Raw genomic sequence first — 14,788 nt, 5'->3', positions numbered from 1 at the left:
GGGGATCCTCCGTGATGTGTCGTAAGAGTCTGGCCACGCGGAGCCGGGTCGCGAACGCGCCGGTGGCACCGGAACAGACACGCGAGCAGGCCGGAACTCATCGGCGATGCGCTCCTTCACATACGTGACGTTCCTGAAGGCCGGAAACGGACCGTTCTCCCCCTTTGTGCGCTCGCTGTCACCGGCTCTCAGCGTGTATCAGTGCCGTGGAAGCCCCCTGTTAGAGCGCCCGGCCAGCATCGGTGCCATGAACACCGCCACCGCGAACATCGCCCCCGCCAGCACCGCCCCCGCCGCCGAGGTCCGCCCCGGCTCCGTCACCCTCGCCGCGGTCCTCCAGGTCCTCTTCGCCCTCGCCTTCCTGATCGTCCCGGTCGCCGGCCTCTTCTTCGGCGCCGACGTCCAGGCGGCGGCGGAGGCCGAGCTGGCCAGGCAGGGCCTCGACCCCGGTCTGCTGGCCACGCACAACCTGCACTTCGACGAGGGCGGGTACGCGCTGGTCATCCCGGCCGTCACCGCCGCCGTCGCCGCCGTCCTGGCGTGGCTGAACCTGGCGGGCAGACGCGCCGGACACGTCCTCACCCTGGTCGTCCAGCCGATCTTCCTGCTGCTCGACTTCTTCATCCTCACCAGCCAGCTGGCGCGGGCGGAGTATCTGCAGGGCATCCTCGGCAGCGGCGCCGACGCCGCGGCCATCCTGGCGGCGAGCGAGAGCGTCTACCCCGGCTGGCTGCTGGCGCTCTCCCAGGGGCGCGTCGCCTTCACGATGGCGGCCTCGGCTGTGGTCATCGTGCTGCTGCTCCTGCCCCCGGCCCGCGCCTTCTTCCGCAGGTGACGTCGCTCCACGGGCCACCCCCCGCCTGCCGTACGGCACGGCGAGGGGTGGCCTGTGGCGTTGCCGCCCGGCAGCGGGTGATGTCAGCCTGGCGGGCATGGGCACAGATGAGCGGCGCCGCTTCTCGGACCGCGGTCACCCCCGCCAGTACCTGAGCACCGCCGGCCGCGTCCTCGTGCGTTGCCCACGGTGCGCGGGCTGCGCCGTGGTCACGCCCACGCGGGTGACGTGCCTGTCGTGCGGATACGCCAAGGACGCGACCGGCATCGGCTGGCCGGGCAGGATCGGCACGCTCGCCCGCGGGCGCTGCGGCACCTGCGGTCGCGACGTCGAACGCCGCGGTAGCCGTACGGGGGCGCCTCCGCGATGGATGCCGGTGAGGTGTCCTGGCTGCCGCGCCGTCACCCGCGTGCCCGTGACCTGGTGGCCGCATGCCGCGCCGGGCGCCCCGGCCGTCGGCGGGCTGGACCTGTGGCTGCAGACGCCGTGCCGGGGCCACGTGTTGTGGGCCTACGACGCCGAGCATCTCGACTTCCTCGAACGGTACGTGCGCGCGGCGCTTCGCGAACGTGAGCCCAACCGCAACGCCGGCCTGGCCAGCCGCCTGCCCGGCTGGCTGAAGAGCGCCAAGAACCGGCATGCCGTCCTGGCCGCGTGCGCCACCCTCAGGAAGCGCCTCCTCGACGCCGGTACGTGTACAGAATGAACCCCTGGTGGAGCCTGCCGACCTTGTCGTACAGCGCCCGTGCCGGGGCGTCCTCCAGCGTGTGCCAGTAGAGGCCCGGGTGGCCGTGTTCCTCGGCGTCCCGCGCCACCCACTCGATCACCGCCCTCGCCACGCCCCGCCGCCGGGCGCCGGCGTCGACGAACAGGTCCGCCAGGTAGCACCTTCCGGCGGACCAGACGCTGGCGTGGAACAGGTAGTGCGCGATGCCGACCATCCTGCCGTCGAGCCGGGCGGCGACCCCGCGCACCCGCTCGTCGTCGAGCAGGCGCCGCCAGGTTCGTTCGTAGTCGTCGTCGCCGCGTTCGACCTCGAAGTACGCGTCCTTGCCTCGGGCCAGCGCCTCCCAGCGCGCACGGTCGGACTCGGTCAGGAAGCCGATCTCCACCATGAACGCCATCCTGCCGTGTGTGTTGACAGGAGAGGGCTTTCGAATGCCCTTCCCGCGTGCGATGGTCGGGACATGAGCGACCGACTCGACGATTTACGTGGCCTCGGGTCCACCCGCCCTCCGCCTCGCTCGCACCCCTGGGTGGACGCGGTTCTCTTCGCCATCGGCACCGTCGTTGTCATCAGCCAGCTTCTGGCGGCCTTCGCGGGCAGGCCGTTCGACGGCTTCGAGCCGGTCTTCGACTGGGAGCTCGGCTCGTGGGGCTGGCTCGGCAGGGCCGTCTTCATCGCTGGATGGCTCGGCATCATCGCGCAGAGCCTGCGACCGCAGAGCCGAGCGTGGGATCCCCGGGCCCGCTGATCGGCTCGTGAGCCGAACCTAGAGCGCCAGCCCCGTCAGCACCATCGTCTTCTCGAAGGTCAGATCCTCCATCGCCGACCGCAGCCCTTCGCGTCCGACGCCCGACTCCTTGACCCCGCCGTACGGCATCTGGTCGGCGCGGTACGACGGCACGTCGCCGATGATCACCCCGCCCACCTCCAGCTCCCGGTTGGCCCGGAAGGCGACGTCGAGCGAGCGGGTGAACACCCCGGCCTGCAGCCCGTACTTCGAGTCGTTGACGGAGGCGAACGCGGCGTCGACCGACGGCACGGTCTCGATCACCATGACCGGCCCGAACACCTCCTCGCACACGACCTTCGCCCCCGCGGGCACGTCGGCCAGCACGGTCGGCTCGATCGTGGCGCCGTCGCGCCCGCCGCCCGCGAGCAGGCGGGCGCCGCCGGCGACGGCCTCCTGGATCCAGGACTCGACGCGGATCGCCGCGTCTTCCGACACCAGGGGACCCACCTGGGTCTTCTCGTCGAGCGGGTCGCCGGTGACGAGCCCGCCGACGGCGCTCAGCAGCTTGCCGGTGAACGCCTCGGCGACCGTCTCCTCAACGATCACCCGCTGGACGGCGATGCAGCTCTGCCCGGCCTGGTAGTTGGAGAACAGGGCGACCCGGGAGGCGGCCCAGTCGAGGTCGGCGTCGGCGAGGACGACCGCGGCGGCGTTGCCGCCGAGTTCCAGGACGACGTGCTTCCTGGGCACCGAGTCCATGATCGAGTAGCCGACGGGCCCGGAGCCGGTGAAGGAGACGACGGGCAGGCGCGGGTCCTCGACGAGGCCGGAGGCGCGGGAGTTCTCGACCGGCAGCACCGAGAACATGCCGGCGGGCAGGTCGGTCTCGGCCAGGATCTCGCCCAGCAGCAGCGACGACAGCGGCGTGGCGGGCGCGGGCTTGACGATGATCGGCGCGCCGACGGCGATCGCGGGGGCGACCTTGTGCGCGACGAGGTTGAGCGGGAAGTTGAAGGGCGTGATCGCCAGCACCGGGCCGTACGGCACGCGCGACACGTAGGCGAGGCGCCCGGTCGCGGCGGGCTCGGTGTCGAGCCGCATGGCCGTACCCGACCAGCGCCGCGTCTCCTCGGCGGCGAAGCGGAAGGTGGAGATGGCCCGGCCGACCTCGCCGCGCGCCCAGAAGATGGGCTTGCCGTTCTCGGCGGTGATGAGCCTGGCGATCTCGTCGGCGCGCTCGGTCAGGCGCCGCGAGACGTGGGCGAGGGCTTCGGCGCGCACGTGGACGGGGAGCGCGGCGGCCTCGCGCGTGACGGCGGCGGCGGCCGCGACGGCCTCCTCCACCTGGGCGTCGGTGGGCACGGAGTAGGTGCCCACGGCCTGCCCTGTGTGGGAGTTGGTCACGGTGAGCGAGGAGTCGCCGGTCGCGGGGCGCCCGGCCAGCCAGAAGGTGCGCACGTCCATACCCCCGACGCTATGCCACGGGCGCCGCGCGCCCATACTCCACCCTGCACAAGAGCACCAGGTGACTCTGCCGTTACGAACAAACGGGGCTATGTAACAAAACTAGGACCAATTCGGGATGTTTACCGTGTGGGGCGGTTTGAAGGTTCGCCGCCATGGCTAAGGATCCGACCGGACAACTCAGCAGAAAGGCGTGGCTCCGTGAGCGAACACGTGACCTCGGCGCCACTCGGCCTCCAGGGAGCGTATCTGCTGGGCGAGCGGGCCAGCCACGACGAGCTGCGCACCCGGCTGCTCGACGTGGCCGTGTCTCTGCTGGCCACCGACGGTCCCGAGAGCCTGGCCATGCGCCGGATCGCCTCCGAGGCGGGCTGCTCCACGACGGTGATCTACACCATGTTCGGCAACCGGGAGGGGCTGGCCGAGGCGCTGTATCTGGAGGGGTTCGAGCGCATCAGGAAGCACCTGGAGGCGGTGCAGCCCCGCCACGACGCCTTCGAGTACCTGACCGCGCTGGGCCCCGCCTACCGTGCCGCCTGCCAGAGCGAGCCGCAGTACTACAGCCTGATGTTCGAGCGCGCCATCCCGGGGTTCGAGCCGAGCGAGCGTGCCAGGACGCTGGCCAGGGCGGCGCTCAACCTCTTCGACCGGGTGATCTCCGACTGCATCTCGGCCGGGTATCTGGTGCCCACCCAGCCGCGCAAGATCGCCGACGCGCTGTGGGCGGCGGCGCAGGGGGCGATCAGCCTGGAACGTGCCGGGCACCTGCGTGACGGGCGCACCTACGACGCGGTGACCACGGCGACGATCTGCTGTTATCTGCGCAAGAACTGACCTCACCCGGCCGCGACGGCCAGGGCGACCCACAACTCCGCGCGCACGCCCGCATCCTCCAGGTCCCGGCCGAGCAGCTCCGCCACGCGCCGCATGCGATAGCGCAGGGTGTGGCGGTGGATGCCGAGGTGCTGGGCGGCGTTGTCCCAGTGGCCGTTGCTCGCGAGGTAGGCGCGCAACGATTCGACCAGGTCGGCGCGCGAGCCGTACTCGGCCAGCGGCGCCAGCAGGGCGCGGGCGAAGGCCCGCGAGGCGACGGGGTCGAGCACGGACAGCAGGCCCTGGCCGGCCAGGTCGGCGAAGTGCACCCGCCCGCCGTCGCGCCGCGCCGCCTCCAGCGCCCGCTCGGCCTCCTCGACCGCCCCGGCCAGCCCGGAGAACGCCGCCTCCCGGCTGACGCCTACGGGGCCCGTCAGCTCTTCGGCGGCCGCGAGCACGATGACGATCTCCCCCCGCCGCACGGCGAATCCCGCCGACTCCGCGGCCTCGATCGCCGCCGCCTCGGCCGCCAGCACGGTCACCGGCTCTCCCGGCAGCTCCTGCCCGATGGCGGCCAGCACCTCACGGGCCCGCTGGACCTCCCCCGCCAGCACCAGCTCCAGGACGGCGGAGCGAACCCGGCGCTCGGCCTCCAGCTGCGCCCGCCCCCGTTCGATCGCCAGCGTGAGCAAGGACCCGGCAGCGTTGATCACCGTATGCCCCACCGGCGTGAACGGCTGCTCCGAGCCCACTCCGAAGTACGCCCGGGGCCGGGCGCCCCCGCCGAGCGGCTGGACCACGACATGCTGCCCCGGCTCGGAGAACGCCAGGCTCGCGGGAGCCGTGCGCCAGGCGCCGCCGCGCCTCAGCCGCCCCAGCTCCGCCGTGACCGCTGCGACCCGGGCCCCCGCCGTCGCGTGCCGTACGCGCCCTTCGTCGTCGAGGAGCACCGCCCACCCGCCGACCTCGCGCGCCAGCCGCTCGACCACCGCCTCCAGCCCTTCGAGCGCCGCCCTGGTCAGCCTGCCCTGCGCGGCGAACGCCCGGCTGAGCTCCTCGTACTGCTCGGCGGCCAGCAGTTCGCTGACCACCTTCCCGATGGCGATGAAGGGCGTCTCCCTGGGCACCTCCACCAGCGGCAGCCCGGCCTCCAGCGCCGCGCGCACGAGCCCCGCGGGCGTCTCGGCGTGCGAGAGGCCCACCCCGAAGCCGAGCCCCGCGACCCCGCGATCCACCAGCCGTCCGATGTAGTTCTCGTACGGCTCCGCCAGCCGCATGCCTGTGGTGAGCAGGAGTTCCCCGCCTTCGAGAAAGGGGGTCGGATCCTCCAGCTCGCTGACAGCCACCCAGCGCAACGCCGGAGCCCCGCCCACGAGCGTGGTGAGGTGGAGCCTGCGTACCACGGTGTCCAGAGTCGGCGGCACTTTTGTCCATTCAGCACTAATGGTTTGGATATATCGTGCCACAACGGAGTATCGGCCCTTTGCCGTCCCCGTCCTACCGTCGGGAGCATGAGTCTTCCGCAGGAGCGCCGCCTCGTCACCGCCATCCCCGGCCCCCGGTCGCAGGAGCTGCTGGCCCGCAAGCAGGCCGCCGTCCCGCAGGGCATCGGCACCACCCTGCCCGTCTTCATCACCCGGGCGGGCGGCGGCGTCGTGGAGGACATCGACGGCAACAGCCTGATCGACTTCGGCGCGGGCATCGCGGTCACCAACGTGGGCAACGCGGCGCCGAAGGTCGTCGAGCGCGTCAGCAAGCAGGTCGCCGACTTCACCCACACCTGCTTCATGGTCACTCCGTACGAGTCGTACGTGGAGGTCTGCGAGAAGCTCAACGAGCTCACCCCCGGCGACCACGACAAGCGCTCGTTCCTGGTCAACAGCGGCGCGGAGGCGGTCGAGAACGCCGTCAAGATCGCCAGGCACGCCACCGGCCGCCAGGCGGTCGTCGTGTTCGACCACGGCTACCACGGCCGCACGCTGCTGACGATGACGTTGACCGCCAAGAACATGCCCTACAAGCACCGCTTCGGGCCGTTCGCTCCCGAGGTCTACCGGGTGCCGCTCGCCTATCCCTTCCGCGGCCCGAGCGACGCCTACGAGCAGGCCGTCGACATGATCGAGAAGCAGATCGGCGCCGAGAACGTGGCCGCCGTGCTGATCGAGCCGATCGCCGGCGAGGGCGGCTTCATCGTGCCAGAGCGGGGCTTCCTGCCGAGGATCGCCGACTTCTGCCGGGCCAACGGCATCGTGTTCATCGCCGACGAGGTGCAGACCGGCTTCGCCCGCACCGGTGACCTGTTCGCCTGCGAGGACGAGGGCGTCGTGCCCGACCTGATCTGCACCGCCAAGGGCATCGCGGGCGGGCTGCCGCTGGCCGCCGTCACCGGACGCGCCGAGATCATGGACAAGGTCCACGTGGGCGGCCTGGGCGGCACCTACGGCGGCAACCCCCTGGCCTGCCAGGCGGCGCTCGCCGTCCTGGAGACGATCGAGGCGGAGGACCTGGTCGCCAGGGCCCGCAGGATCGGCGAGATCATGCTCCCGCGCCTGGAGGCGATGAAGAGCCGCTTCCCGATCATCGGCGACGTGCGCGGGCGCGGCGCGATGATCGCGATCGAGCTGGTCGAGCCCGGCACCAAGACCCCGAACGCGGCCGCCACGCAGGCCCTGGTCAAGGCGTGCCACGCCGAGGGCCTGCTGGTGCTGACGGCGGGCACGTACGGCAACGTGCTGCGTTTCCTGCCTCCGCTGGTCATGCCCGAGCACCTGCTGGAGGAGGGCCTGGGCATCCTGGAGAAGGCGTTGGGCGAGCTCTGATCAGCTCTTTACCAAGGCCGTTTCCCGCTTTATCCCACAAAGAGGGGCATCCATCTTCAGGTGGATGTCCCTCTTTATTGGTGTACGGCAGGCTCTCCTGGGGAAGCTGTACCCGCACTTGACGCCCCCCTTGATCGCAGACGGCTATAACGGATCCGGTATAGGGCTGGGCGAGTGCTGCAAGGAGCGTGATGAACTGGGGTCCGACCGGAACGGTGGACGACATGGTGACGTTCGACCCAGAGGGCCTGTCATCGGCCCAACGCTTCGGCGACGCCTGTGTGGTCTGCCACAAGAAATGGCCGCGACCGCGGGTTCGTGTCGGCCGTCTTCCCGACGAGTCAGCCGTCATGGCCTGCACCGACTGCGCCGAGGCGCTGTTCCCCGCCCCATTGGCCACAGTCGTGGCCTTCCCTCTCCGCTGACCCAGGGGGTAACGTTCCGTCAAGCCCCTCGGCCCTGAAGGAGGCCATGTGACCTCACGACCGCCGAAAGCTGCGACGAGAGTCCACCGGCTCCCCACGATCGCCCCCGATGTCCTGACACCCGCGCAGCGGGTGGGCCGCTCGTGCGTGTCGTGCCGCAAGCAGTGGCCGCTGCCCCGGGTGCGGATCGGCCGCCTGCCCGACGGTTCCCCCGTGATGGCCTGCTCCGACTGCGCCGAGGTCCTCGGGGTAGATTAGGAGCCGTCCCCCTCGGTCTCGACCAGGGAGGACCTCCGTGGCAACCTCGGTGCCACGCCGCTCGATGCTCATCGCGGCCTTCTCCACGATCGTCGAGTGGTACGACTTCACGCTCTACCTCTACATGGCGCCCATCCTCGCCAAGGTCTTCTTCGAGGGCAGCGAGGACTCCACCCTGGCCACGCTCGGCGTCTTCGCCGTCTCCTACATCCTGCGGCCGGTCGGCGGGGCGGTGCTCGGCACGATCGGCGATCGGATCGGCCGCCGCCGGGTGCTGCTCATCTCGATGACCATCATGGCCGTGGCGATGTTCCTGACCGGCCTGATCCCGGCGGGGGCGGCGCTGCTGATGTTCCTGCTGCGCTGCGCGATGGGCTTCTCGGTGGGCGGGGAGTACTCCGGGGTGCTGGTCATGCTGGTGGAGAGCGCCGACCGGCACCGGCGCGGCTTCGTGGCGAGCCTGGCCTCGGGGGCCAGCGAGGTGGGCGCGCTGCTGGCCTCCGGGGTGGCCACGCTGGTGGTGCTGCTGGTGCCGGGCGACCAGCTCTACGTCTGGGGCTGGCGCATCCCGTTCTTCGTGGGCGCCGCGCTGGCGCTGCTCACCCTGCTCATGCGCACCACGGTCAGCGAGACGCCCGCCTTCGAGCGGGCCCTGGCCAGCGGCGCCCTGCCGGCCAACCCGCTGAAGGACGTGCTGGTCAACCAGCGCCTGGCGTTGTGGCGCACGTTCGCCGTCTCCGCGCTCGGCTCGGTCACCTACTACGTCGCCGTGACCTACGTGCCCACCTACCTGACGACTGTCGCCGGGATCCCGGAGGCCAGGGCGCTGACGCTCTCCACGGTCGCGGCGGTGGCGGTCATCGTGGTCACGCCCTTCATCGGGCTGTGGTCGGACCGCGTGGGGCGGCGGCCGATGCTCATCGGCCTCACCGTGGCCTTCATCGTGCTGCCTCTGCCCATGTTCGGCCTGATGGCGGGCGGGGGCACCGCGCAGGTGCTGATCGGCGCGCTGGTGCTGGCCGCGGGTGCCGGGGCGGTGAGCGCGGCGGCCGCTGCCTGCATTCCCGAGCAGTTCGCGACCGCCGGGCGGATGAGCGGCATGGCGCTCGGCTACACGATGGCGACCGCGGCCTTCGGCGGGCTGTCGCCCTTCGTCGCCGACCTGCTGATCAAGGTGACCGGCTGGGACCTCAGTCCGGGGCTGCTGGTCGTGGTGGTCGCGATCGGCCTGCTGCCGGTGCTGGTGAGGCTGCCGGAGACGGCCAACCGCGACCTCACGGACCTGGCGGTCAGGCAGCCCGCATGAGGCTGTGCTCGCGCATGCCCCACGGCGAGCCGTACTCCTCGAGCATCGTCAGGAACGGCACCGCGTCGAAGGCCTCGGGGCCCAGCACGCCGCTGCCCGACCACACGCCCGACGCGACGAGCTCCAGCGCGACGACGGGGTGGATGGCGGTCTGCCACACGACGGCCTGCGAGCCGTACTCCGCCATCGACCACTCGTTGTCGACCACGTGGTAGAGGTAGACCTCGCGCGGCGCGCCGTCGACGCCGACACCCTTGACCCATGTGCCGGCGCAGGTCTTGCCGCGCATGCGGGAGCCGAGAGTCGCCGGGTCGGGCAGCCTGGCCGCCACGAGGTCGCGCGGGGCGATCTCGGCCGCGCCGACGCGCACCTTCTCCGCGGTGTCGAGGCCGAGCTTGCGCAGCGTCTTGAGCACGCCGATGAACTCCTGGCCGAGGCCGTACTTGAAGGTCACCCGCCTGGCGTCGATCCAGCGGGGCACCAGCAGCACCTCCTCGTGCTCCACGTTGACGCACTCGACCGGCCCGATGCCCTCGGGGAAGTCGAAGATCTCCGGCTCGCTGAACGGCTCTGTGGTGTGCCAGTCGCCGTCCTCCCACACCACCGGAGGGTTGAGGCACTCCTCGATCGTGGTCCAGATGGAGAAGGTGGGGGCGAACTCGTAGCCCTCGACGACCAGGTTGGAGCCGTCGCGGATGCCGACCTCGTCGATGCGGCTGAACAGGTGGTCGGCGGCGTAGCGGGCGAAGATGTCGGCCAGTCCGGGCTCGACGCCCATGCCGACCAGGGCCAGGCGGCCCTTGGCGCGCCACTCGCCGTCGAGGGCGAACTGCTCGTCGCCGAGCTTGACGCCCGGCTTGCGGTACGGCTCGGCGGGATGCGGTCTGCTCAGCGACATCGCCATGTCGAGATAGTGCGCGCCCGCGTCGAGGGCGGCTTCGAAGAGCGACATGGTGAAGCGCGGATCGACCGCGTTGAACAACACGTCACACCGGTGTTCGCGTAGCGCCGCTGCCACCTCCGCCCGGTTCGAGGCGTCGAGCTGGATGGAGCTGAAGCGGGGATCGCCACCGGCCTTGGCGACGGCCTGTGCCGCCCGGTCCTGTTTAGAGTCGGCGACCACGACGTGCTCGAAGAATTTTCGGCGGGCGGCGATGGGCACGACTGCGGAGCCGACGCCTCCGGCTCCCACAAGAAGGATTCTCATGCAGGGACTCTACTCGCTGACTGGTCGTTCAGCCAGTACTGACTGGCCATTCAGCCAGTTACAGTTTGGACAAAAAGGGAGACGCCCCGGTGTCGGGGGGAACACCCGGGGCGCCTCGGCAAACAGAGACTCAGCTAACGATCTTGAGCCACCGTTCTTCCCAGGTGGCATAGCTGGTGCATTCCCGGTCCTGCGCGGCGCAAATCCCCGTGGAGCCGGGCAAGAAGTCGACCTTGGCGGGTTTGCCGTACGCCCTGCACACCTCGGCGGCGGCCCCGGTGCAGCCTTTCTGGCTCGCGGGCGCCAGGCCGGTCCAGGCGGCCGCCTCGGCCTGGGTGGCGGGAGCGGCGATCCAGCTCAGCCATCGGTAGGCGCAGTCGGCGTTGGGCGTGCTCGCCGCCATCATCCAGGAGTCGGACCACCCGATCGTGTGATCGGTCCTGACCCGCTTGATCGGCTGGCCCGCCTTCTGCAGGCGGCTCCTGATGTACGGCGTGGCCTGGGCGTAGTCGATCTTTCCCGTGGCCAGGCCGGTGATGATCTCCAGCTCGCGCGTCCAGTAGCCGCGCTCGCCCGCTGCGAGCCTGCCCGACAGCTCGTCGAGCTGGGCGGGGGTGAGCTTGGCCGGGTCGAGGCCGAAGGCACGGGCGGCGTGGCCGATCGTCATCGGGGTGTCGCGCACGATCGCCCGCGGGGAAGTGTAGAGCGCCTCGGCCGTGGGCGCCTTGACCCGCGAGGAGTCGTAGAGGGTTTCGTACGAACCCCACAGGAACGGCACGCCGTAGGCGTCGTCGCCGCGCGTCACCTGATCGCGTTGCCGCTTGCCCAGGTCGGCGTAACCGGAGACCTTGGCGGTGTCGAGCCGCTGCGCGCGCTTGCCGTCGATCAGCTCGCCCGCCAGCTCGGGGCCGGCGGTGAAGACGTCGTAGGGCCGCTTGGCGAGCGCCTCGTCCAGCTCGGCGCGCGAGCCGACGACGTCGAGGCGGGCGATGCGGCAGCCGGTGGTGTCCTGGAACGCGCTGGTCCAGTTGACCTTGGGGGTGGAGCCGCCGTATTCGATGTAGCCCTTGAAGGCCAGGATCTGCAGCGTGCCGTCGCTGGGCGTGGCGGTGGGCGTGGCCGTGGGGGTGGCGGTGGGAGTCGGGCCGGAACTCGGCGCGGGAGTGCCCGTGGGGGTGGGCGGCGGGGTGAATCCCGTGGTGAGCAACGTCGCCACCAGTGCGGTCGCGAGTGTACGGCTGCGCACCTGTCCCCCTCGGTCGTGCCCTCGGCTGTCTGCTGGAGCTTACCGCCGCCGCACGGGAAGGGGGCGCGAGCCGGTCGGCCCGCGCCCCCTGACGTCGTTCACCTGTTCGTCGGGAACCCGAGGTTCACGCCGCCGTGCGAGGGGTCGAGCCAGCGCGAGGTGACCACCTTGCCGCGGGTGTAGAAGTGCACGCCCTCGGTGCCGTGCACGTGGGTGTCGCCGAAGAGCGACGACTTCCAGCCGCCGAAGCTGTAGAAGGCCATCGGCACCGGGATCGGCACGTTGATGCCGACCATGCCCACCTCGACCTCGTTCTGGAAGCGGCGGGCCGCTCCCCCGTCGTTGGTGAAGATCGCTGTGCCGTTGCCGTACTCGAGGTTGTTGATGACCTCGAGCCCCTCCTCGTAGGAGGAGACGCGCACGACGGACAGCACCGGGCCGAAGATCTCCTCGGTGTGCACGCGCGAGCCGACCTGGACGTGGTCCAGGACGGTCGGTCCGAGCCAGAAGCCCTCACCTCGACCGCCGAGCACCTCGGTCTCGCGGCCGTCGACCACGATCTTGAAGCCCTCGTCGAGGTCGAGGTAGGAGGCCACCTTGTCGCGGTGCTCCCGGGTGACCAGCGGGCCCATCTCGGCCTCGGGGTTGTCGCCCGGCCCGATCTTCAGCTGCTCGACCCGCGAGACGATCTTGGAGACCAGCTCGTCCGCGACGGGCTCGACGGCCAGGACGACCGAGATCGCCATGCAGCGCTCGCCCGCCGAGCCGAAGCCCGCCGAGACCGCCGAGTCGGCCACCAGGTCCAGGTCGGCGTCGGGAAGCACCAGCATGTGGTTCTTCGCTCCGCCGAGCGCCTGCACCCGCTTGCCGGCGGCCGTACCGCTCTCGTAGACGTAGCGGGCGATCGGCGTGGAGCCGACGAACGAGACCGCCTTGACGTCCGGGTGCTCCAGCAGCCGGTCGACGGCGACCTTGTCACCCTGCACGACGCTGAAGACGCCGTCGGGCAGCCCCGCCTGCTTCCACAGCCGGGCCATCAGCAGCGAGGCCGACGGATCCTTCTCCGACGGCTTGAGGATGAAGGCGTTGCCGCAGGCGATGGCGATGGGGAACATCCACATCGGCACCATCGCCGGGAAGTTGAACGGCGTGATGCCGGCGACCACGCCCAGCGGCTGGCGAATCGAGTAGGAGTCGACCCGCGTCGAGACGCCCTCGGAGAAGCCGCCCTTGAGCAGGTGCGGGATGCCGCAGGCGAACTCGACGACCTCCAGGCCGCGCGCCACCTCGCCGAGCGCGTCGGAGTGCACCTTGCCGTGCTCGGCGGAGATCAGCCCGGCCAGCTCGTCGCGGTGGGCGTCCATCAGCTCGCGGAAACGGAAGAGCACCTGCGCCCGCTTGACCAGCGAAGCGTCGCGCCAGGCGGGGAAGGCGGCCTTGGCGGAGGCGACGGCGGCGTCGACGTCGGCCGCCGAGGCCATCGCGACCTGGCCGCTGGCCTGGCCGGTGGCCGGGTTCGAGATCGGCGCCGTGCGGCTGTCGCCGTCGTGTTCGGTGCCGTTGATCCAGTGCTTAACGAACTTCATCCTGAATGACTTCCAGAGCGTTGACGATGATGTCGAGGCCCTCGTGCGCCTCTTCCACGGTCAGGGTGAGCGGCGGGGCCATGCGGATGGCCGTGCCGTACAGGCCGCCCTTGCCCGCGAGCAGGCCGAGCTTCTTGCTCTCCTCCATGAACCGTCCGGCGTGGGCGGGCTCGGCGAGCTCGATGGCGAACATCAGGCCCTTGCCGCGCACCTCCTTGACGATGGGCAGGCGCTGGGCCGCCTCACGCAGGCCGTCGATGATGATCTTCCCGGTCCGCGCGGCGTTGGCCTGCAGGTCGTGGTCGAGCACGTAGTCGAGGGTGGCGTTGGCGGCGGCCATGGAGATCGGGTTGCCGCCGAAGGTCGACAGGCCCACCGCGTGCAGGCCGTCCATGAGGTCGCCGCGCGCGACGATGCCGCCGACGGCGAAGCCGTTGCCCAGTCCCTTGGCGAAGGTCATCATGTCCGGCGTGACGTCGTGGTTCTGGATGCCGAAGAAGGCCGAGCCCGTACGGCCCCAGCCGGTCTGCACCTCGTCGGAGATGAGCAGGATGCCGTGCTCGTCGAGCACCTCCTTGTAGGCCTTGAACAGCCCGTCGGGAGCGGCGGTGAAGCCGCCGACGCCCTGGATCGGCTCGGCGATCAGCGCGGCGACGTCACGGGAGACGACGGTGGCCAGGGCGTGGCGCAGGTCGGCGACGCACGCCTCGATGTACTCCGCGTCGCCCATGCCCCTGAAGGCCGGCAGGTGGCGGTCCGCGCCGTGCAGGAAGTGCACGTTCAGCGGCGACATCGAGTTGTTCTTCCACGTGGTGTTGGAGGTCACCGAGATCGCGCCGAAGGAGCGGCCGTGGTAGCTCTGGCGCATCGCCAGCACCTGGTCGGTCTTGCGCGCGTACGTCGCCAGGAGGAGGGCGGTCTCGTTGGCCTCGGTGCCGGAGTTGGTGAAGAAGACCTTGGCGTCGGGGATGCCCGACAGCCTGGCGATCTTCTCGGCGAGCTCGATCTGGCCGCGCAGCAGGTAGACGGTGCTGGTGTGCACGACGCCTGTGGCCAGCTGACGTTCGACGGCTTCCCGCACCTCGGGCACGTCGTAGCCGATCATGTTGGTCAGGATCCCGGCGAAGAAGTCCAGGTAGCTCTTGCCCGTGTGATCGACGACTCGGTTGCCCTTGCCGCTGACGATCTCGATGGGTTCGGCGTAGTTGAGTGCCACCCAGTTGGGGATGACGGCCCGGTGGCGTGCGAGAAGGTCGGACATGTTCCGAGTATCCCTGCTCAGCGCGGCTGCTCCCACCGTCAAACTGTCGGCGGGGCGCGAAATCCCCTTACATCCTGTCCACCCCCTAGGGGATCTCCCGTCCACCTGGCG

15 protein-coding genes are annotated in these 14,788 nt (G+C 70.6%); 8 read left to right on the top strand and 7 right to left on the bottom strand.

Going from position 1 to position 14,788, the window contains the following annotated elements; genetic code table 11:
• Positions 1–247: 247 nt before the first annotated feature.
• Both HNR30_RS00150 and HNR30_RS00145 read left to right on the top strand, forming a co-directional pair.
• The gene (locus HNR30_RS00150; protein ID WP_181606942.1) at positions 248–835 is read left to right on the top strand and encodes a hypothetical protein; all 588 of its coding nucleotides are present in this window, start codon (positions 248–250) and stop codon (positions 833–835) included.
• Positions 836–932: 97 nt separating this feature from the next.
• Positions 933–1,541 (top strand): hypothetical protein, encoded by a 609-nt coding sequence (locus tag HNR30_RS00145; RefSeq protein ID WP_181606939.1) that lies wholly within the window; start codon positions 933–935, stop codon positions 1,539–1,541.
• Here HNR30_RS00145 and HNR30_RS00140 read toward each other — a convergent pair.
• Positions 1,501–1,959: a GNAT family N-acetyltransferase gene (locus tag HNR30_RS00140; RefSeq protein WP_181606935.1), complete on the bottom strand. Its 459-nt coding sequence runs from the start codon at positions 1,957–1,959 to the stop codon at positions 1,501–1,503. The two genes, HNR30_RS00145 and HNR30_RS00140, sit on opposite strands and share 41 nt — an antisense overlap.
• Before the next feature lie 132 nt (positions 1,960–2,091).
• Between HNR30_RS00140 and HNR30_RS00135 the strand changes: the two genes are divergently transcribed.
• The gene (locus HNR30_RS00135) at positions 2,092–2,310 is read left to right on the top strand and encodes a hypothetical protein (protein ID WP_181606933.1); all 219 of its coding nucleotides are present in this window, start codon (positions 2,092–2,094) and stop codon (positions 2,308–2,310) included.
• Positions 2,311–2,328: 18 nt separating this feature from the next.
• On the opposite strand, the gene HNR30_RS00130 is transcribed toward HNR30_RS00135, so the two are convergent.
• The gene (locus HNR30_RS00130) at positions 2,329–3,756 is read right to left on the bottom strand and encodes an aldehyde dehydrogenase family protein (RefSeq protein WP_181606932.1); all 1,428 of its coding nucleotides are present in this window, start codon (positions 3,754–3,756) and stop codon (positions 2,329–2,331) included.
• A 201-nt stretch (positions 3,757–3,957) separates the two neighbouring features.
• Between HNR30_RS00130 and HNR30_RS00125 the strand changes: the two genes are divergently transcribed.
• Positions 3,958–4,590 (top strand): TetR/AcrR family transcriptional regulator, encoded by a 633-nt coding sequence (locus tag HNR30_RS00125; protein WP_312894160.1) that lies wholly within the window; start codon positions 3,958–3,960, stop codon positions 4,588–4,590.
• Between the two features lie 2 nt (positions 4,591–4,592).
• On the opposite strand, the gene HNR30_RS00120 is transcribed toward HNR30_RS00125, so the two are convergent.
• On the bottom strand, positions 4,593–5,972 hold the full coding sequence (locus HNR30_RS00120) for a PucR family transcriptional regulator (protein WP_312894159.1): 1,380 nt from the start codon (positions 5,970–5,972) through the stop codon (positions 4,593–4,595).
• A 108-nt stretch (positions 5,973–6,080) separates the two neighbouring features.
• On the opposite strand from HNR30_RS00120, the gene gabT reads away from it, so the two are divergent.
• From gabT to HNR30_RS00100, 4 genes are all read left to right on the top strand, one after another.
• The gene (gabT, locus tag HNR30_RS00115) at positions 6,081–7,388 is read left to right on the top strand and encodes a 4-aminobutyrate--2-oxoglutarate transaminase (protein ID WP_181606928.1); all 1,308 of its coding nucleotides are present in this window, start codon (positions 6,081–6,083) and stop codon (positions 7,386–7,388) included.
• Positions 7,389–7,579: 191 nt separating this feature from the next.
• Positions 7,580–7,813, top strand: a complete 234-nt coding sequence (locus HNR30_RS00110) for a hypothetical protein (protein ID WP_246377053.1) — start codon at positions 7,580–7,582, stop codon at positions 7,811–7,813.
• A 48-nt stretch (positions 7,814–7,861) separates the two neighbouring features.
• Positions 7,862–8,071: a hypothetical protein gene (locus HNR30_RS00105; RefSeq protein ID WP_181608994.1), complete on the top strand. Its 210-nt coding sequence runs from the start codon at positions 7,862–7,864 to the stop codon at positions 8,069–8,071.
• 37 nt (positions 8,072–8,108) lie between these two features.
• Positions 8,109–9,377 carry an MFS transporter gene (locus HNR30_RS00100; RefSeq protein WP_220133121.1) on the top strand — a complete coding sequence of 423 codons (1,269 nt, stop codon included), beginning with the start codon at positions 8,109–8,111 and terminating at the stop codon, positions 9,375–9,377.
• On the opposite strand, the gene HNR30_RS00095 is transcribed toward HNR30_RS00100, so the two are convergent.
• The 4 genes from HNR30_RS00095 to HNR30_RS00080 form a co-directional block, all read right to left on the bottom strand.
• Positions 9,361–10,584 carry a saccharopine dehydrogenase family protein gene (locus tag HNR30_RS00095; protein ID WP_181606925.1) on the bottom strand — a complete coding sequence of 408 codons (1,224 nt, stop codon included), beginning with the start codon at positions 10,582–10,584 and terminating at the stop codon, positions 9,361–9,363. The two genes, HNR30_RS00100 and HNR30_RS00095, sit on opposite strands and share 17 nt — an antisense overlap.
• A gap of 130 nt (positions 10,585–10,714) precedes the next feature.
• Positions 10,715–11,830, bottom strand: a complete 1,116-nt coding sequence (locus HNR30_RS00090) for an extracellular solute-binding protein (RefSeq protein WP_181606922.1) — start codon at positions 11,828–11,830, stop codon at positions 10,715–10,717.
• Between the two features lie 98 nt (positions 11,831–11,928).
• Positions 11,929–13,416, bottom strand: coding sequence for a CoA-acylating methylmalonate-semialdehyde dehydrogenase (locus tag HNR30_RS00085; RefSeq protein ID WP_181606920.1), 1,488 nt, complete (start codon positions 13,414–13,416; stop codon positions 11,929–11,931).
• A complete protein-coding gene (locus HNR30_RS00080) occupies positions 13,403–14,677 on the bottom strand; it encodes an aspartate aminotransferase family protein (RefSeq protein WP_181606918.1) in 1,275 nt (424 codons plus the stop codon). The genes HNR30_RS00085 and HNR30_RS00080 overlap by 14 nt, the downstream gene beginning before the upstream one ends.
• Positions 14,678–14,788 lie beyond the last annotated feature (111 nt).

The organism is Nonomuraea soli (genome assembly GCF_013761175.1).
Classification (GTDB): domain Bacteria; phylum Actinomycetota; class Actinomycetes; order Streptosporangiales; family Streptosporangiaceae; genus Nonomuraea; species Nonomuraea soli.
The sequence above is the reverse complement of the archived record's forward strand: the minus strand, read 5'-3'. Positions and strand labels throughout refer to the sequence as shown.